Here is an 18,678-nt window from a genome sequence, read left to right as displayed (position 1 = left end):
GTGGGCGTTGCCGCTCAGCGGCGACACCTTGGCTGGGAGGAAAAATGGCCGCTGAGCTGGGAGGCGTCGGCCCGCTGAGGTCCGCGGCGCGGTTGGGTTGAGCGCGGACGCTCCGCAGCGGCAGCTTGGCGGGCGCGGGAAAGCGGTCGCTGGGCTGGGCCTCGCCTGGGTGACCAAACCTCGCGGCAGGGTCGGCGTGGGCGTTGACTCTCAGCGGCGACACCTTGGTCGAAGGGGCAGCGGGTCGCTTGCTCGGAGGCATTGGACGATTGAGCCGGAATGTCACTGGGCTTGGCGACGATCCGGTGATCGCACTTCGCAGGATGGGCGGGGTCGGTGTTGCCGATCGGTGGCGACGCCCTGGTCGGCGGACAAAGGTGTGTTGTGCTCGAAGTCGCTCGGCGATCGAGCCGCGATGCGCGGTGTGGCTGGGCGTTGCCGCGTGGTGGAGACACCTCGGTTGGCGATGAGAAGCGTCGCCGAGTTTGGTGTCGGCTTCGCGATCGAGCTTCGCGGCACGGTGGGGGAGCAGTGTCGCGCAGTGGCGATGCGCTGCCGGCGAGTGGACGCAGGGTGGCTGGATTGGTGTCGTCGTTTTGTGGCGACACGGAAGTTGGCGTGGGCGGGTACGCGTCGCTGCTGGGTGGCGGAGTGGATCGGTCTCGCCGCTGCTGGGTGGCGGTTCAGTGAGCTGGTGTGCGGCGTCGCGGAGCTGGTGGGGGTTGGACGAGAGCGCCGCCGCGCTCGTGATGCGCGGCGGCACTTCGGTTGCAGTTGCGGTTGCGGGCCATCGAGGGCCAGTCGGTTGGGTGCGGACTTGTTGTGTGGCGTGGTGGACGCGGCTGGGCGGCGCGGCCGTTGACCCCGAGTGGCTATTTCTTCCCGGCCGGTTCCATCGCGCGCCGGGCGAAGGCCGGGGCGTGCTCGGGGCGGAAACCCAGGCCCAGCAGGCGCGCGGGGATGTAGGCGAGTTTTGGGAAGCGCGCGAAGAGGGCGATGAGCTGGGGAGGCGGCCCGTCGCGGTGGCCGGCCATGACGGGGCGCATCACGGCGCGGTGGAGGAGCCGTTGCAGGGTCTGGACGGCGATCGTCGGGAGTAGGCGGCGGGCGCGGACCTTCGCGAGGTCGCCTTCCGAGGCGAGGCCGCGGAGGAGGGAGTCGGCCAGGAGGGTCGCGGCGGCGACCGCGTCCTGGACGGCGAGGTTGATGCCGACGCCGCCGACGGGCGACATCGCGTGGGCCGCGTCGCCGATGCAGAGGAGGCCGTCGGCGTGCCAGCGGTGCAGGCGGTTGAGGCGGACGTCGAGGAACTTGATGTCGTCCATCGTCTCCAGTTCGTCGACGCGGTCGGCGAACTCTGGGCAGACTTCGACGACGTTGCGGCGGAAGGCCTCGATGCCGGCGGCGCGCAGGTCTTCGCCCTTCGGTGCGAGGTAGGCGATTTGGTAGTAGCCGTTGCGAGGCAGCGGCACGGCGAACCGCCGGTGGTTCATGCGCGGCATGAGCATTGAGCCGGCTTCGCCTTCGTGGCGGGAAAGGCGGAACCACCAGACGTCGAAGGGGCAATCGAACTCCCGCGGCTCCAGGCCGCCCGAACGGCGCGCGAGCGACCAGCGCCCGTCGGCGGCGATGACGAGGTCGGACTCGAGTTCGCCTTCGGTGCCGTCGGCAGTGCGGTAGCGCACGCCCGTGACGCGGCCACGCGAGCGGAGCAGGCCGGTCATCTCCGTCTCGAGGCGGAGGGTGAAGGTCGGTTCCTTCTGCGCCGATTCGGCGAGCAGGTTGAGCAGGTCCCACTGCGGGACCATCGCGATGTAGGGGTGTGGAACGTTCAACAGTGACAGGTCGGCGAGCTTCATGAGGCCGCCGTCCTCAGTGGGGAAGCCAGCTTCCCTCAACTCGCTGTGCGGGATGGCGTCGAACTTTTCGCCCAGTCCGAGCTCGTCGAGCAACGTGAGGGTGGACGGGTGGACCGTGTCGCCACGGAAGTCGCGCAGGAAATCGGCGTGCTTCTCCAGCACAGTCACCTCGACGCCCGCCCTCGCCAGGATCAGGCCGGCGACCATGCCCGCAGGTCCGCCGCCGACGACCACGCAGCGCGTGTGCTCGGTCATCTGACTCATCTCCCTCTTTTCATCACCCGTTGAATAGAATCAGGATGCACCCGGGGCGGGCCCACGTCAAGTGGTCGGTGCGTCACGGTGCTGACTGTCCACTGAGGACTCGTGCATGCGAAGAGGTGCCCTTTTGTGCGCGGTTTCGTGGCAAGGTGGCCGCTTGAACCGTTTCACTGGCATCGCACGAATCGGTTCACTCACGCGGTTGGCCGGATTCCCGTGTCGTAACCGGATCAGCACTTTCCACGCACTGGGAGTAGACGCGGTGCGCCGGGTCAGTGGAGCGGCAATCACCTTTTTGGCCGCGTTGCGAACGCGGTGAGTGCCCTAGCCTCACTGGGTGGATTTCGCCGTGGCACCCCCGACCCCTTCGCGAACCGCCCCTCCGGCACCTGTCGGACCCGAACCTTGGGCGCCTCCGGAACTGCGTCTGGTCTGCCTCGACATCGATGACACGTTGATCGACTGCACCGCCGCGATCCGCGTCAGCCTCCACGCGCTCACCGGCCGCAGCGACCTTTGGCCGTTGTGGGACTTGATCACCGAGGAGCACGTGGCGCTGGTCGTCGCCGGAAAACTCGGCTACGACGTGATGCACCACCGGCGCACCGAATGTTTCCTCGCCGAGCTCGGCATCTCCGCGGATTCGGCGCAGGTGACCGCCTTCGAGGCGCGCCGGCGCGACATCCTCGCCACGTCGTGGCAACTGTTCGACGACGTCCTGCCCTGCCTCGAGTGGCTGCGCGCCGCGGGGCTGTTGCTCGCGGCCGTGACGAATGCCTCGGGCGCGCATCAGCGCCGCAAGATCGCGGACCTCGGCCTGGCGCCGTTCTTCGACCACGTGGCCATCGCCGGCGAGATCGGCGTCGCGAAGCCCGACCCTGTGATGTTCCACTCGGTGTGCCTCGGCTTGGGCTGCGACCCGGCGCAGACCGTGCACGTCGGCGACAAGCTCGACACCGACGCAATCGGCGCGTACGACGCCGGCCTCGGCGCCGTCTGGCTCGACCGTGACGGGACCGGTCGCACCGGCGAACGCGCACCCGCTGGTGTACACACGGTCACAACCCTCGACGAGCTGCCTGAGCTGCTGGTTTCCGAGTACGCGACCGTCGGCGTCCCCGTCCAGCGCGCGGCGGGGACCCCCGCTGCGCAGCTGCGCGGCAGCGTGCTCTAGTATTTATCTCCGTGCGGTGCTGAACCGGCCGAGCCGGGAAAGCGCCTCACTGGGGTATGGTGTAATTGGCAGCACGACTGGTTCTGGTCCAGTTAGTCTAGGTTCGAGTCCTGGTACCCCAGCTGCGGAGAGTGACCCCCCTGCAGGGCGAGAAATCGCCTCTGGTAAGTTCTCTCCAGCAAGAAAAACAGAATAACTCCCCGGAAACGGGGAAAGATCCTAAGCCCCCGTCGTCTAGCGGCCTAGGACGCCGGCCTCTCACGCCGGTAGCGTGGGTTCGAATCCCATCGGGGGTACAGTTAATCGCCGCCCAGGTTCCGCAGTTGCGGACCTGGGTTTTTGGCATTTCTGGGGTTGGTTGATTTCGGGGGCTGAGTAGGGCCCGCTGTTCTGTGTTGGCGGGTGTCTACACGGGACTGTTTGTGGCGGTGGGGTGGCGGCTCGGGTCTTTGGTTCGGAGAGGCCGACCGCCGCCGGGCAGTGGGTGTTGCTCATGGACGCGGTGGGTCGCGACCGGGCGGGATCTGCACGCGGGCCATGGGCCGCCGGATCTTTGTCTCGGTAGGGACGCGGCTGATGGCTTGGGTAGCGGAGCCGTTTCGGGGCGGACCGTCAGGTTCTTGATCTGGGGGAGTGGCGGGCTTTGTGGCCGCCGTGTTGTGTCTGGTGAGGGATACTGGTTGGTTTTCGCCAGAGCCAGAGCCAGAGCCAGAGCCAGAGCCAGAGCCAGAGCCAGAGCCAGAGCCAGAGCCAGAGCCAGAGCCAGAGCCAGAGCCAGAGCCAGAGCCAGAGCCAGAGCCAGAGCCAGAGCCAGAGCCAGAGCCAGAGCCAGAGCCAGAGCCAGAGCCAGAGCCAGAGCCAGAGCCAGAGCCAGAGCCAGAGCCAGCGGCTGCTCAGTTGGAGGAGTGCCAGTCGGCTGCGACGGTGGGCTTCCTTGCGCTGGTCGGGCGTAGGGCTGCGAGTGCAGCTGGGGTGCGGGGTTGGCTGGGTTGTTGGCTGCGCCGGGGCGTTCTGGCGGTTGTGGCGTGGGCGGTGGGTGGCGAGGAACCCTGCTCGGCGCGACGAACGACCTTGGGCGAGTTTGCGGGCTTGACAGCAGGGATGGTGGCGGCCCGGTTCTTGGTGCGCGGGGATGGTCCACGCTGTGTGCCGGCGGGTGGGCGCGGGCTTGAGGAAGCGGTATTGCCTGCGCGGCGGTGATGGTGGCGTTGGGGCTGGCTTGTGTGGGCGGCGTGCCCGTGTGGCCGAGGGTTCGATGCTTGGGGACGGCGAGGTGGAGTTGGTGCCGAGGGTGATGGCGCTGCCGGAGCCTCGAGTCGGAAGCGTGCCGGTGGGGCCGCTCGATGCTGAGTGTCAGTGCCAGTGCCACCTGGGCAGGGAATTGGGATAGGTGGTGTCGCCGGTGAGTGGCATGGGTGAGTTGGGTGGGAAGTGGAATGTGGGGCCTGTCGATGGCTGTGCCGAAGCGTGGGATGAGGAATCGGGATAGGCGGTGCTGCTGGCGTTTGGCGTGGGTGACCTGTCGGAGAGGCGGCGCAGGCGGGGCCGGTCGAAGCGGGGTGATGGAGGGGCGCGGGGCGGCGGCGGTGATGTGGTGATGGTGGTGGTCCGGGTGCTCTGTGTGGGAAACGGGCTGGGCAGAAGCGTCTGATGGAGTGCGCTGACGCGTGGGAGAGAGCTTCTGGCAGGCGGGGCGGTGGTGTCGGTGCCTCGTGCGTGAAGAGGGCCGATTGTGCTGGGGCGGGCCTGGTGTGGCGGTGTTTGCCGGTGAGTGGCGATGGGCGGGCGGGGCGCGTTGCGCGCGAAGGGTGCTGAGCAGGGCTGGCCGCGATGCGGTGGAAGGCAGGGCAGCGGCGGTACTACCGGTGGGCGGTGATGGTGGAGGGTCTGGGTCTGTGCGCGAAGCGAGCTGGGAGACCGGTCGATGTTGTGTGCCGGGGCGGGGGAGGGAGCGTCGAGGAGACAGTCTCGACGGTGAATGGGGATGGGTGTGAGGGCGGCGAAGATCGTTTCGGTGATGGTTGGGGATGGTGTTGGCGGAGGCCTCAGGCAATGGCGATGCCTCGTTGAGTGGAACTGATTGGCGGATCGAACATTGTGAGGAAAGTCGATTCGGATTGGCTGATATGGCGGCAGCGGGGGAGAACTGTGTCGGGGAGAGTATTGAGTGCGGAGTGATTGTGGCGATGGGGGAGTTCGGGGCTGATCGCTGTTGAGGGACTGAGAAGACGCGTGTAGCGAATGCGGCGCGGATCTGATGGATGAGACTCGCGGTGGGCGAGGATTCGTCGCGGAGGCAGGGACGTGGGCGGGCTGGTGAGGTCTGGCTTCACCAGCGAGGCACAGGACAGAGGTCCGTGGTGCCGTGCGGCAGGCCGATGTGGGGCAGGCGGGGCCGACGGGGCAGCGAGGCAGGGCAATCGAGTCCGGAGTTGTGATGCCGTGCGGCAGGCCAAAGGCGGCCATGGCCGGACCGAGACTGGCGGCAGGAAGGAGCAGTCTCATCCGTGGCCGGGATGTCGTGCGGCAGGGTGAGAGCGACGGCGGCGGTGAGGTGTCTTGTCCGGGGTCGTGTTGCGGTGTGGCAGGCCGGTGTGCGGCGGGGTGGTCCGGGCGCGAGTGGTGAGGGTGTCTGGTTTGGGGCTGGGGTGCGCTGCGGCAGGGTGATGTGCGGCAGGGTGGAACCGGCGCGGGCGGTGAGGGTGCCTCGTCCGGGCCGCATTGCGGTGCGGCAGGCCGATGGCAGGCGGGGCCGGCGCAAGGACGAGAGGGAGTCCCGTCCAGGGCTGTGTTGTCGTGAACTGGAGTGACATCAGGTCAGTTCGGTGCTGGGTCCCGTTGCCGGACAGACGGGATCGGCCGGAGCCACCGGCGGGCGAAAGAGCCCGGACATGCGGCAGGGCCCCGTCCCGGGTTGGGAGGGGGCCCTGCCGTGAAGTGCACGTCCTGGCGTGAGCGCCGGGGTGGTGCTACTTCTTCTTCGCAGCGCTGGTGCGCCTGGCCGCCGGCTTGGCAGCGGTCTTCTTCGCGGCCGGCTTGGCGGCGGCCTTCGTCGTGGCGGCCTTGGTCGCCGTGGCCTTCGCGGCCGGCTTGGCAGCGGCAGCCTTGGTGGTGGTGGCCTTAGCGCGCGAGGCGGCCGGCTTGGCGGCGGCGGTCTTCGTCGCGGTGGCCGGCTTCGCGGCCGTCGCGCGGGTACGAGTCGTGGTGGAGCGCGTCGCCGCGGGGCGGGTGGCCGTGGTGCGCGAGGCGGTCGCCGTGGTGGTGCGCTTGACGGCGGTGGCCTTCGGCAGCTTCTTCGTGCCGGAGATGACGTCCTTGAACGTCGTGCCCGCGCGGAAGGCCGGCACGTTGGTCTTCTTCACCCGCACCGTCTCACCCGTGCGCGGGTTACGCGCGGTCCGGGCGGCACGGGCACGCTTCTCGAACACACCGAACCCGGTGATGTTCACCTTCTCGCCCTTGTTGACCGTCCGGATGATGATGTCGACGAGACCGTCGACGGCCTCCGAAGCAACCTTTTTGTCGCCCAGACGCTCCGACAGCGCCTCGATCAGCTGGGCCTTGTTGGCCATTCCAGTCCTCCAAGAAGAACTCTTCGTCCACGGCCACGTCGGCCGACTTAGCGCCCACGGTATTACCAACGCAGCACAAATTCCAAACGGCGCGCGGAATTTTCCCTTGCAGGAGGAGTGGTTCCGCCTCCCGAGGGACCCTTCCGGGGCCGGGGGAGGTGCCGTTTGGTGCGGGTGAAGAGGCTTGCCGCGGGGGCACGGATTCCCTTTCCGAGCAGGGAATCCGTACCCCGGGCGAGGGCTAGGAGGCCGTGATCGGGGTGGTCACGGGCTTCCAGGAGGGCCGGGTCGATTCGAACTCGGTGATCTCTTCGGCGTGGCGCAGGGTGAGGCCGATGTCGTCGAGCCCTTCGAGCAGGCGCCAGCGCACGTAGTCGTCGATCTGGAACGGCGCGGTGAAGTCCTTGGCCCGCACGGTCTTGGTCTCGAGGTCGACCGTGACCTCCGTGCCGGGCTCGGTCTCGAGCAGCTTCCACAGCAGTTCGACGTCCGACTGCTCGCACTGGGCGGCGACGAGGCCGCCCTTGCCGGAGTTGCCGCGGAAGATGTCGGCGAAGCGGGCGGCGATCACGGCGCGGAAGCCGTAGTCCTTGAGCGCCCACACGGCGTGCTCGCGCGAGGAGCCGGTGCCGAAGTCGGGGCCGGCGACCAGGACGCTGCCGCGGTCGAAGGGCTCCTGGTTGAGGATGAAGTCGTCCTGGTTGCGCCAGGCGGCGAACAGGCCGTCCTCGAAGCCGGTGCGGGTCACACGCTTGAGGTAGACGGCCGGGATGATCTGGTCAGTGTCCACGTTGGACCTGCGCAGCGGCACCCCGATGCCGGTGTGCTGGGTGAACGGTTCCATGGTGGGAGCTCCTGTCTCGGGAAGGGTCAGACGGTGGCCAGGTCGGCCGGGGACGAGAGCGTCCCCCGCACGGCCGTGGCGGCGGCCACGAGCGGCGACACCAAGTGCGTGCGCCCGCCCTTGCCCTGCCTGCCCTCGAAGTTGCGGTTGGAGGTCGACGCGCTGCGCTCGCCGGGGGCGAGCTGGTCCGGGTTCATGCCCAGGCACATCGAGCAGCCCGCCTGCCGCCACTCGGCGCCGGCCTCGGTGAAGACCTTGTCCAGGCCCTCGTCGATGGCGGCCTGGCGCACGCGCATGGAGCCGGGGACCACGAGCATCCGCACGGACTCGGCGACCTTGCGCCCGCGCAGCACCTCGGCGGCCGCGCGCAGGTCCTCGATGCGGCCGTTGGTGCACGAACCGAGGAAGACGGTGTCCACCGCGATCTCGCGCAGCGGCGTGCCCGGAGTCAGGTCCATATAGGACAGGGCCTTCTCGGCCGAGGCGCGCTCGTTCTCGTCGACGATCCGGGCCGGGTCGGGCACCGAGGCGCCCAGCGGCAGGCCCTGGCCCGGGTTGGTACCCCAGGTCACGAACGGGGTGAGCTCGTCGGCGTCGAGATGCACCTCGGCGTCGAACTCGGCGCCCTCGTCGGTGCGCAGCTCACGCCACGCGGCCACGGCGGCGTCCCAGTCGGCGCCCTGCGGCGCGTGCGGACGGCCCTTCAGATACTCGAAGGTCGTCTCGTCCGGGGCGATCATGCCGGCGCGCGCGCCCGCCTCGATCGACATGTTGCACACCGTCATGCGCGCTTCCATCGAAAGCGCTTCAATGGCCTTGCCGCGGTACTCGAGCACGTAGCCCTGCCCGCCGCCGGTGCCGATCTTGGCGATGACGGCGAGGATGATGTCCTTCGCCGTGACGCCCGGCTTCAGCTCGCCGTCGACGGTGATCGCCATCGTCTTGAACTTGCGCAGCGGCAGCGTCTGGGTGGCGAGCACGTGCTCGACCTCCGAGGTGCCGATGCCGAAGGCCATCGCGCCGAACGCGCCGTGGGTGGAGGTGTGACTGTCGCCGCACACCACGGTCGTGCCGGGCTGCGTGAGCCCCAGCTGCGGGCCGATCACGTGCACGATGCCCTGCTCGACGTCACCCATCGGATGCAGCCGGACACCGAACTCCTTGCAGTTGCGGCGAAGGGTGTCGACCTGCGTGCGCGACACCGGGTCCGCGATCGGGAGGTCGATGTCGACGGTGGGGACGTTGTGGTCCTCGGTCGCGATGGTGAGGTCGGGACGGCGCACGGGCCGCCCGGCCAGCCGGAGTCCGTCGAACGCCTGCGGGCTCGTGACTTCGTGCACCAGGTGGAGGTCGATGTAGAGCAGGTCCGGTTCGGCACCTTCGCCTCGGCGCACGAGGTGGCTGTCCCACACCTTCTCCGCCAGCGTGCGGGCCTTGCCGGTCGGGCTGGTCATCTCCGGCTCCTTCCAAGGGGTTGGCCGGGAGCAAGGAACTCGGGCGACGTCCTAAGGCGGGGCGAGCCACGTCACGTGCGTAGCTCGAGTTCGTTTTTCCCAGATTCTGGACTTCCCAAACTGCGGGAAGTTAGTATCGCGTCGTGGGACAGCATAGCGGTATCGGAGTACTGGACAAAGCCGTGGCGGTGCTGCAGGCCGTCGCCGAAGACCCCTGTGGGCTGGCGGAACTCTGCACACGCACGGGACTACCGAGGGCGACGGCGCACCGTCTCGCCGTCGGTCTCGAAGTGCATCGGTTGCTGCGCCGGGGACCGGACGGCCGCTGGCGCCCGGGCACCGCGCTCGCCGAGCTGGCGGGCGGCTCGACCGACCCGTTGCTCGACGCGGCGAGCTCGGTGCTGCCGAAGCTGCGCGACATCACGGGCGAAAGCGTGCAGCTGTACCGGAGGGACGGCGTGCAGCGCGTGTGCGTCTCCACGGCCGAGCCGCCGAGTGGCCTGCGCGACACCGTGCCGATCGGCTCGCGCCTGCCGATGACGGCCGGCTCGGGCGCGAAGGTCCTCGCCGCGTGGTCGGATCCGCACACGCAGCGCACCATTCTCGCCGAAGCCGTGTACGGCGAACGCACTCTGCTGGAAGTGCGCCGCCGCGGCTGGGCGCAGAGCGTCGCCGAACGCGAACCCGGCGTGGCGAGCGTCTCGGCGCCCGTGCGGGATTCGTCGGGCACGGTCGTCGCGGCGGTCTCGGTTTCCGGGCCCATCGAACGCATCGGCCGCAAACCGGGCGCGCGCTGGGCCGCCGATCTGCTCGCCGCGGCGGACGCGCTCCAAGAACGGCTTTGACGCTCCGCTCCCGCTGACTCCCACCACTCTCCACCTCAGGCCGCCTCTCCTCCGGGGGAGGCGGCCTTCTTTTCGGCGGTGACGCCGAACAGCCGTTCACCAAACGACTGTTGGCCGCGAACCTGTGCCGCTCATCTGAGCCGGCCGAGAATCCGGCCGTCGCCTTCACGAGCGCACGACACCGGTCGATGGCACCCTGTCCCCACTTCGCGGCCCGACCGGCCGCGACCCTCCCAGGTGGACGGAGCCCTTCATGACCGAACTCACCGACCTGATCCTCGCCGCCCGACGCGCCGGCCGCGCCCCGGACCCGGCAGCCGCTCTGCTGCGGCTGCAGCGGGAGGTCGCCGCGTCCGCCGCCGAGGTCCTCGGCTGGCTGCCCGGCTCCGGGGGCGACGAGCACGTGCTCCACGCCGAGCCGACGCTGACGTTGCTGCGGGTCGAGATCGGGCCCCGGACGGAGTACCCGCCGCACGACCACCTCATCCCGGCGTGCATCGCCGTGCTCGAGGGCCGGGAGACCAACACCTTCTATCGCGCGGACGGCTCGGGCCTCACCGGCGCGGGCGAGATCGACACGGCAGCCGGCTCCGTGCTGCCGATGGACGAGCGCGTGATCCATTCGGTGGCCAACCGGACCGGCGAGTGGTCCGTGGCGCTGCACGTGTACTTGGGGGATCTCTTCCAGCTGTCGCGGACGATCTGGGACCCGGCCACCGGCGCGCCCGGGCCCTACAGCGACGAGCGGTACTTCGCGCTCGCCCGGACCACCGCCCCCGCCTGACAGTCCTGAGTGGACAGATTACCCTGCCCCTGACCTGCTGATCCCTGACGGCGCTCCGGCTGGCACTGCTAGTCCGTGCTTCTGGCCGGGGCGCTTTTCGGTGCGTTCGCGGGCCCTCTTGAGGGGCTCGTGTATCCGTGCCGAGCGGTCTTTCCCTCACTGAGTGAGCCGGGTGCCTCAGGTCAACCGCGGGGATCGGGTGTGGGCCCGATCCCCATCCCTGACAGGGCTTCGGGCGGCCGAACCGTCGTTCACCGCGGCGCCACCCGCTCGGCCGAGTGCCGCCTGCCCTTGCGTCACACGGAACGCCGGTCCGGGGCCTTCGCCGGTCACACGCTTGGCCGAGTCGTCACGCGACCGGACCCCTGCCGCGCACCCGTTGCCGCTCTTGGGGGCTCTGCTTTGTCGGGTTTCGGGGCCGGCTCCGGTCCGCCTGCCGAGTCCTTTGCCACCCAACGGCCGTCGCCGCCGCGGAGTGATCGAACCCCGCCGCGGCAGGGGTTCCGACCCTCCCCGGAGGAGCCCTGCCCCCCGTGCCGGGTCGCCGCGCACCCGGATTCGCGACGATCGTCGGGCCGTCGTTCGTCAGTCCGCAAAGGACACTCAGGGACCCGGGGCAAGATCGCCCTCCGCCACTGGAGAAGCACGGGGTGAGGGTGGCGTCCGGGCCAAAACCGCTGGTAGAGCCTCACTCCATGCGAACAATCGAACACAAGAGCGAATAAAGTGGTGCCTATTCCGACCGTTCCTGAGTGCTTCGAAAGGGCGGACCGCAGACACGCCAACGGAAAAACCGAGGGTCCCGTTTGGACTTCTCCACGTTATGGGTAATACTATTGAAGAGTTCGGCCGACGTGGCCGTGGACGAAGAGTTCTTCTTGGAGGACTGGAATGGCCAACAAGGCCCAGCTGATCGAGGCGCTGTCGGAGCGTCTGGGCGACAAAAAGGTTGCTTCGGAGGCCGTCGACGGTCTCGTCGACATCATCATCCGGACGGTCAACAAGGGCGAGAAGGTGAACATCACCGGGTTCGGTGTGTTCGAGAAGCGTGCCCGTGCCGCCCGGACCGCGCGTAACCCGCGCACGGGTGAGACGGTGCGGGTGAAGAAGACCAACGTGCCGGCCTTCCGCGCGGGCACGACGTTCAAGGACGTCATCTCCGGCACGAAGAAGCTGCCGAAGGCCACCGCCGTCAAGCGCACCACCACCGCTACGGCTGCCACCGCCTCCCGCGCGACCACCACGCGTGCGACCGCGGCGACCGGCACGCGTGCGGCTGCCTCGCGCACCACGGCGACCCGCCCGGCCACCACGCGCTCCACCACGACGCGTACCCGCGCCACCGCCGCGAAGCCGGCCGCTGCGACGAAGACCGCCGCTGCCAAGCCCGCCGCGACGCGCGCGAAGGCCGCCACCACCAAGGCTGCCGCTGCCAAGCCGGCCGCCAAGGCCACGGCGACCAAGGCCGCTGCCGCGAAGCCGGCCGCTGCCAAGCCGGCCGCGAAGAAGACCGCTGCCAAGCCGGCGGCCAAGCGCACCAGCGCTGCGAAGAAGAAGTAACACCACCCCGGCGCTCACGCCGGGACGTGCACTTCACGGCAGGGCCCCCTCCCAACTCGGGAGGGGGCCCTGCCGCATGTGTGGGGTAGTGGGATGCGGTGTTGTGCTTCGGGTCTGACCGGCTGGGGAATGTTCGGCCGGGCGGGGAACGGTGCGCTTCAGCTGCCTGGCTTGGTCGCCCGGTTGCGGCTGACAGCGATGCCCCTCGCACCTTCGGCCTGCAGGATCGCTGCACTGCACAGGAATGGCGAGGCCTGCGAACCTCTTCGGCTCGGAGCGCAGAACAGCGGACAAGAACGCGCTGCCGCATTAGTCGAGAACTCGCGACGAACAGGGCGGCCGCCCCCACGCTGGTGGAACAGGGTCGGGCGCCGGCCGGCGATCGGGGCTGTCCTGCGTGCTCCGGCAGGACGGCTGCCGCGCAAGCAATCGCAATGCCGGGGCAAACAACAGCCGGCGCACCTGCGGTAGATCGCTGCAGCACTCGGGCCCCGCTCACTGCCGGAGCACGGCGCGGAGGAGCGCGGGGCGGCAATCAACTTCCGGCTTCCTATCAGCAGAGTGAGGCCTCGACCTCGGGCCGGTAGCTCTGCCACACAGGGGGATGCCGGGATGGGAATCACGCCAGGGGGATGAGGCAGCGGGCGTCCGCAGGAGATCACGACGGTGCCCTGCCACGCGCTCTTGATCCGCAGGACGCCCGAGGCGCGATGCGCCGAAAATGGTGCGCTACCTGCACGTTCGCGCGCTTGGCTTGCGACGGATTGGGTACGTCGTGGTGGAGCGGCGAGGCCCGGACGATTCTCCTGCATCTCTACGGGGGCGGTCTTGGTGCTGAGCGGAAATGGCTGGAGTGGTCGGGCTCGGCGCTTGCGGGAGGCGGCGGTGTGGCCTGCTGGGTGGCGAATGGTGGTGCGGTGGAAGGGCGGAGAAGCCGTGCCCTTCGCGGGCGGCGGGCTGCTGTGGCCCGGGGGAAGTGGCGCACAGCCCGGTGTTCGCTCTGGCCTGGACTGAGGGAGGGGCTGGCAGGGCTGGAGCGACGAGGGCGCCGGGCTGGACTTTGCCGCACGTTGTCGAGTGCCTGTGGTGTGAGGGCGTAGTCGCGCATAGCTCGGTGTTCGCTCAGGCCTGGACTGTGGGAGAGGCTGGTGGGCCGGAGCAACAGGGCGCCAGCTTGGGCCTTGCCGGATGTTGTCGGGTGCCTGTGGTGTGCGGGCGTGGTGGCGCATAGCTCGGTGCTCGCCCTGGTCTGGGATGGGAAAGTGGCTGGCGGGCCAGCGACGGGGTCGCCGGCTTGGATCTTGCCGGATGTTGTCGGGTGCCTGTGGTGTGCGGGCGTGGTGGCGCATAGCTCGGTGCTCGCCCTGGTCTGGGATGGGAAAGTGGCTGGCGGGTCTGAGCGACGGGGTCGCCAGCTTGGGCCCTGCCGCATGTTGTCGGGTGCCCACGGGGTGTGGGAGCAGTCGGGCACAGCCTGGTGTTCGCTCTGCTCTGGGCTGTGGGAGGGGCTGGCGGGGCCGGAGCGACGAGGGCGCCGGGCTGGATCTTGCAGCACGTTGTCGGGTGCCTCGGTGTGGGGAAGTGGTGGCGTTCGCCGCTTCGTGGTCGGCAGGATTTCCGCGGGGGCGGAGAGCGGGAATGGCGGGGCCGTCGGGTGGATCGACTGCGGGGCAACGCATCCGGGACCCGGTCAGCAGATGTGGCCTGGAGCTGCGGATTCACACCCAGCGGGAAGCGAACAAGGCTCAGCCGAGACCGTTGCTGCAGCAGGGAGTCCCGGGCGTGGGAGCGTCGCTGGGGCGACGAAGGCCACAGAACAATGGCGGGTTCGGCAGCATCAAGACCAGCAGCCCATGGCGAGCCTGAGCACCCCTACCGGCGGCCGACGAAGCAAGGCGAGGTGAAATTTCACCCCGCCCCCCGACCCCCGAGTGCTTGATCCGCCGTTCGGGCGGACTTGTGTACCCATAGCCGGCGACCCCGGCGGGAATAGCCATCTCTATAGAATCCCCACCCCCGGCCATCCCGCGAATAGCGACCTGCCCACTTTTCGAGCCCATTCGAACACCGCCATTCCCCGAAACGCGGAAGGCCTCCCCGGCGGCGACAACGGCCGGCGGGGAGGCCCGAACACAAGAACTGCGTCAGTGCCGTGACGGGGCGGGCGCGGGCAACGGCGTCGGGTAGTAGTCCGCGCTTGCCAAGCGCGGGCCGACGTCGCCGGCCGGGGGAGGAAGGAAAGGACCCAGAGGGAGCCTTTCTTGCTGGGTACGACACCTCTGCGGGCGGCGGCGAGCTCGGTGCCGTCGCGGTCGGCCAGTGCGCTGATCAGGTCCGGGATCACGCCGCCCTGGCTGGCGATCAAGGGGGTGCCCCCGCCGCCGGCGATGGCGAGGAGGCGGGCGATGCCGAGGACCGGGTCGGGCCAGTAGCCCTCTTCCGACAGGAGGTTCTCGTGGCGCACGTCGACGCCCAGGTCCTCCGCGACGCCGCGCACGGTCTGCACGCAGCGAAGCCGTGGGGCCGAAAAGACCCGGTCCGGGCCGAAGCACGGCAGCAATTCCCGCAGGGCCTCGGCTTGGCGCTGGCCGGCGTCGGACAGGGGGCGCAGGTCGTCGTCGCCGGTCCAGTCGTCGCGTTTGCCCGCCTTGGCGTGGCGGACGAGCAGCACGGTGATCAGCGACACCGGCAGCGCGCAGAACTCGCGCAGCACGCGCACGTCGGTGTCGCGCGTGAGGAGCCGCTCGGCCGCGAGCGCGTCGAGCCAGCGCACCTCGTCGACCTCGTCGTTGGCCAGGAAAGTCCCAGACACGGCTTCGCCGCTGAAGTAGTCGACGGTCTTCTTCAGCACGCCACCGCCGCTGCGGGCGGGCACGTCGTACACGCTCTGCGCGATGTGGCGCCCGAGCACCACGCGGTAGCCGGTTTCCTCCCACACCTCCCGCACCGCGGTGGCGGCGAGGGTCTCACCCGAATCGACCTTGCCCTTCGGCAATGACCAGTCGTCGTACCGAGGCCGGTGCACCAGGGCCACCTCGAACCCGTCGCCGGCGCGGCGCCACAGCACCGCACCGGCTGCGCGGACGTCCACGCTCATCCGGCGGCCCCGTGCAGCTTGGCGAGCTCGACCTGGTGGTCACGCACCTGCGAACCGGCGCCGGGGGAGGGCTGCCATTCGCCGCTCGCCGTGAGGACCCAGCACCGCGTGGTCGGGTCGAGCGCCGAGTCGAGCACGGCGTCGAGTTGCTGCGTGAGCTTCGTGTCCTTCACGCGCACCAGCGCTTCGATGCGGCGGTCGAGGTTGCGATGCATCATGTCGGCGCTGCCGATCCAGTGCGTGCCGCCCGCGCGGAAGTGGAACACCCGCGAGTGCTCCAGGAACCGGCCCAGGATCGAGCGGACGCGGATGTTCTCCGACAGCCCCTCGACACCCGGCTTCAGCGCGCAGATCCCGCGCACCACCACGTCGACGGGCACCCCGGCCTGCGAAGCGTGATACAGCGCGTCGATCACCTGCTCGTCGACGAGCGAGTTGCACTTGATGCGGATCCCGGCGTCCTGTCCGGCGCGCGCGAGCTCGATCTCCTCGCCGATCGCGCGCACGATGCCGCGGCGGATGCCGTGGGGCGACGTGAGGATCGTGCGGTAGGTGTCCTGCCGCGAGTAGCCCGTGAGCACGTTGAACAGGTCGGTCACGTCGGCGCCGATGCTGGGGTCGGCGGTGAACAGGCCGATGTCCTCGTACAGGCGCGCGGTCTTCGGATTGTAGTTGCCGGTGCCGATGTGGCAGTAGCGCCGGATGGTCGAGCCTTCCTGGCGCACGATCATCGACACCTTGCAGTGGGTCTTGAGCCCGACGAGGCCGTAGACCACGTGCACGCCCGCGCGCTCCAGCGTGCGCGCCCACGTGATGTTGGCCTGCTCGTCGAAGCGCGCCTTGATCTCGACCAGCGCGACGACCTGCTTGCCGGCCTCGGCGGCGTCGATCAGCGCGTCGACGATCGGGGAGTCGCCCGACGTGCGGTAGAGCGTCTGCTTGATCGCCAGCACCTTCGAGTCGGCCGCGGCCTGCTCGATGAAGCGCTGCACGCTCGTGGAGAACGAGTCGTACGGATGGTGCACCAGCACGTCGCCCTCGCGCAGCGTCGCGAACACGCTCTTGGGCGTCTCGCGCTCGCCGAACGCCGGGTGCGTCGCCGGCACGAAGGACCGGTCCTTGAGCTCCTTGCGGTCCACACCGGACAGCTGGTGCAGGCAGGTCAGGTCGAGCAGGCCCGGCACCTCGACGACGTCTTCCGGGTCCACCTCGAGCTCGCGAAGCAGCAGCTCGAGCATGTGCTCGCTCATGTCCTCGGCGACCTCGAGCCGCACGGGCGGGCCGAAGCGCCGCTGCGCGAGCTCGCGTTCCAGAGCCTGCAGGAGGTCCTCGTCGCGGTCTTCCTCGACCTCGAAGTCGGCGTTGCGGGTGACGCGGAACACGTGGTGCTCCGTCACCTCCATGCCGGTGAACAGCTCGCCCAGGTGCGCGGCGATGAGCTCCTCCAGCGGCAGGAACGTGGCCGTGCGACTGGTGCGTTCGGTCTCGACGCGCATGAGGCGCGGCACGTTGCTCGGCACCTTCACTCGGGCGAAGCGCTCCGTGCCGCCCTGCGGGTCGCGCACCGTCACCGCGAGGTTGAGCGACAGGCCCGAGATGTACGGGAACGGGTGCGCCGGGTCGACGGCCAGCGGCGTGAGCACCGGGAAGATCTGCTCGGAGAAGTAGCTCGACAGCCGCAGCTGGTCGACGCCGGCGAGGTCGGCCCAGCCGACGAGCTGGATGTCCTGCTTCGCGAGCTCCGGGCGCAGATGGTTCTCGAACGCGCCGATGTGGCGCTCCACCAGGTCCTGGTTGCGCTTGGCGATGTAGTCCAGCTGCTCGCGCGGGGTGAGGCCGTCGGCGCTGCGCACGGACAGGCCGGTGTCGTCGCGGCGCTTCAGCCCGGCCACGCGGACCATGTAGAACTCGTCCAAATTGGACGCGAAGATGGCCAGGAACTTCGCCCGCTCCAGCAGCGGCTGCGACTCGTCCTCGGCGAGGGCGAGCACCCGCGCGTTGAAGTCGAGCCAGGACAGCTCGCGGTTGAAGTACCGGTCGTCGGGCAGCGTTTCGACGGCGGTCGGCGCGGCGGAAGTGACGGCGGGCGGGGCCGAGGGCACGCCGCGGAAATCGTCGCCCGAGGCGTCGAGCGCGGCCGTCGTGCGCCGGGTCGCGGGCCGGGCCGTCTCCGGGGCGGCCACGGCCGTGGCCGCTGTGGTCTTGCGGGCCCGCGAGGTTTTCACCGGCGCGGTTTTCGGTTCGCTCTTGGCGGTCTTGGCCTTGCCGGCGGCATTGGTGCCCGCCTTGGCCGCGGTCGCGCGGGCGGCCGTGGTCACCGCGTCCGCGGAAGCGACGCTCTTGCCCGGAGTCGTCTTCTTCGCTGCGCTGGTGTGTCGTGCGGGGCTTCCAGGCGCCTCAGCTTTCGCCGCGCTGGCCCTGCGCCGCCGGGCGGGCTGTCCGTTCCGGGCGGATGTGCTGGCGTCGTCTGTGCTCACGATGCCCATTGTTCACTACGAAGCAGCAGATTGCGCAGACCGCGGTGAAGGTCAAATGAACACCTTCAGCCCAATGGGACGGTTTCGTCGGGCAGCAGCGCCGCCGTGCGTTTGCCGACGCCGAGCACGCGCACGTGTTCGAGATCGTCCGAAGTGTCCACGTCGCTGCGCAACGACACCATCGCCCCGGCCAGCGGGACGGCTCCGGATTCGGTGTGCCGCTGGGCGGAAGCGGCGCCGAACCGCGGGTCGAGCGGCGCGCCGGGAGCCGACAGCAGCAGCGTGGTGCCCGTGCCCTGGTGGTCGGCGACGAACGCGCGCCGCCCCGCCGCCTCGGCCAGCGCGGCGGCGAAATCACCCGCGCGCAAGGCCGGCAGATCGGCCTGCAGGGCGCCGACGATGCCGCCCGGCTCGCCGTCGCGCAGCAGAGCCGCACCGTGACGCAGGGCTTCGTTCAGCCCGCCGTCGCCCGGTTCGGCCACCAGCTCGACGCCCAGACCGGCCAGTTCGGACACCGCCGCCGGGTCCGCGGCCACCACGAGCACGCGCCGCACTCCGGCCACCGAAGTGACCGCCGCCAGCGTGTCGTAGGCCAGCGCCAGCACGAGTTCGGCGTGCTCCGCCTCGACGACCGCGCCCCGCAGGCGCGACTTGCCCACGCGGGGGTGTTTCAACGGCACGACCAGGTCCACGTCCACCTGTCCATCTTTACCCGAAAGCTCCGCGGTGCGTGGTGAGCGCACCCTCCCTG

Annotated in this window: 10 protein-coding genes, 2 tRNA genes and 1 pseudogene; 6 read left to right on the top strand and 7 right to left on the bottom strand. The window is 69.6% G+C overall.

Annotation, left to right across the window (positions count from 1 at the left end; translation table 11 throughout):
* Positions 1 to 872 precede the first annotated feature (872 nt).
* Positions 873 to 2,114 carry an FAD-dependent oxidoreductase gene (locus QRX50_RS47970; RefSeq protein ID WP_285969679.1) on the bottom strand — a complete coding sequence of 414 codons (1,242 nt, stop codon included), beginning with the start codon at positions 2,112 to 2,114 and terminating at the stop codon, positions 873 to 875.
* A 343-nt stretch (positions 2,115 to 2,457) separates the two neighbouring features.
* On the opposite strand from QRX50_RS47970, the gene QRX50_RS47965 reads away from it, so the two are divergent.
* The 3 genes from QRX50_RS47965 (at position 2,458) to QRX50_RS47955 (ending at position 3,590) form a co-directional block, all read left to right on the top strand.
* Positions 2,458 to 3,294, top strand: a complete 837-nt coding sequence (locus QRX50_RS47965; protein ID WP_220237619.1) for an HAD family hydrolase — start codon at positions 2,458 to 2,460, stop codon at positions 3,292 to 3,294.
* Positions 3,295 to 3,344: 50 nt separating this feature from the next.
* Positions 3,345 to 3,416: transfer RNA gene (locus QRX50_RS47960), tRNA-Gln, on the top strand.
* A 101-nt stretch (positions 3,417 to 3,517) separates the two neighbouring features.
* Positions 3,518 to 3,590, top strand: a tRNA-Glu gene (locus QRX50_RS47955).
* A 2,673-nt stretch (positions 3,591 to 6,263) separates the two neighbouring features.
* On the opposite strand, the gene QRX50_RS47950 is transcribed toward QRX50_RS47955, so the two are convergent.
* From QRX50_RS47950 to leuC, 3 genes are all read right to left on the bottom strand, one after another.
* The gene (locus QRX50_RS47950; RefSeq protein WP_285969678.1) at positions 6,264 to 6,866 is read right to left on the bottom strand and encodes an HU family DNA-binding protein; all 603 of its coding nucleotides are present in this window, start codon (positions 6,864 to 6,866) and stop codon (positions 6,264 to 6,266) included.
* A gap of 241 nt (positions 6,867 to 7,107) precedes the next feature.
* Positions 7,108 to 7,710, bottom strand: coding sequence for a 3-isopropylmalate dehydratase small subunit (gene leuD / locus QRX50_RS47945; protein ID WP_285969677.1), 603 nt, complete (start codon positions 7,708 to 7,710; stop codon positions 7,108 to 7,110).
* Positions 7,711 to 7,736: 26 nt separating this feature from the next.
* Entirely contained in the window at positions 7,737 to 9,164 is a 1,428-nt protein-coding gene (gene leuC, locus QRX50_RS47940; protein ID WP_285969676.1) for a 3-isopropylmalate dehydratase large subunit, read from the bottom strand.
* Between the two features lie 143 nt (positions 9,165 to 9,307).
* Between leuC and QRX50_RS47935 the strand changes: the two genes are divergently transcribed.
* The 3 genes from QRX50_RS47935 to QRX50_RS47925 all read left to right on the top strand — a co-directional run bounded on the left by QRX50_RS47935 (position 9,308) and on the right by QRX50_RS47925 (position 12,353).
* Positions 9,308 to 10,009 (top strand): IclR family transcriptional regulator, encoded by a 702-nt coding sequence (locus QRX50_RS47935; protein ID WP_220237623.1) that lies wholly within the window; start codon positions 9,308 to 9,310, stop codon positions 10,007 to 10,009.
* Between the two features lie 253 nt (positions 10,010 to 10,262).
* Positions 10,263 to 10,793: a cysteine dioxygenase gene (locus tag QRX50_RS47930; RefSeq protein ID WP_285969675.1), complete on the top strand. Its 531-nt coding sequence runs from the start codon at positions 10,263 to 10,265 to the stop codon at positions 10,791 to 10,793.
* Between the two features lie 891 nt (positions 10,794 to 11,684).
* A complete protein-coding gene (locus QRX50_RS47925) occupies positions 11,685 to 12,353 on the top strand; it encodes an HU family DNA-binding protein (RefSeq protein ID WP_285969674.1) in 669 nt (222 codons plus the stop codon).
* 2,144 nt (positions 12,354 to 14,497) lie between these two features.
* Here QRX50_RS47925 and QRX50_RS47920 read toward each other — a convergent pair.
* The 3 genes and pseudogenes from QRX50_RS47920 to cofC form a co-directional block, all read right to left on the bottom strand.
* Positions 14,498 to 15,450, bottom strand: a pseudogene (locus QRX50_RS47920) (NUDIX hydrolase).
* Complete coding sequence (locus tag QRX50_RS47915) at positions 15,447 to 17,936, bottom strand: RNA degradosome polyphosphate kinase (RefSeq protein ID WP_285969673.1); 2,490 nt, start codon at positions 17,934 to 17,936, stop codon at positions 15,447 to 15,449. The pseudogene QRX50_RS47920 and the gene QRX50_RS47915 overlap by 4 nt, the downstream one beginning before the upstream one ends.
* 56 nt (positions 17,937 to 17,992) lie before the next feature.
* Entirely contained in the window at positions 17,993 to 18,625 is a 633-nt protein-coding gene (cofC, locus tag QRX50_RS47910) for a 2-phospho-L-lactate guanylyltransferase (RefSeq protein WP_285969672.1), read from the bottom strand.
* Between the last annotated feature and the right edge of the window lie 53 nt (positions 18,626 to 18,678).

It is taken from the genome of Amycolatopsis sp. 2-15 (genome assembly GCF_030285625.1).
In the GTDB taxonomy this organism is placed as follows: Bacteria; Actinomycetota; Actinomycetes; order Mycobacteriales; family Pseudonocardiaceae; genus Amycolatopsis; species Amycolatopsis carbonis.
The sequence above is the reverse complement of the archived record's forward strand: the minus strand, read 5'-3'. Positions and strand labels throughout refer to the sequence as shown.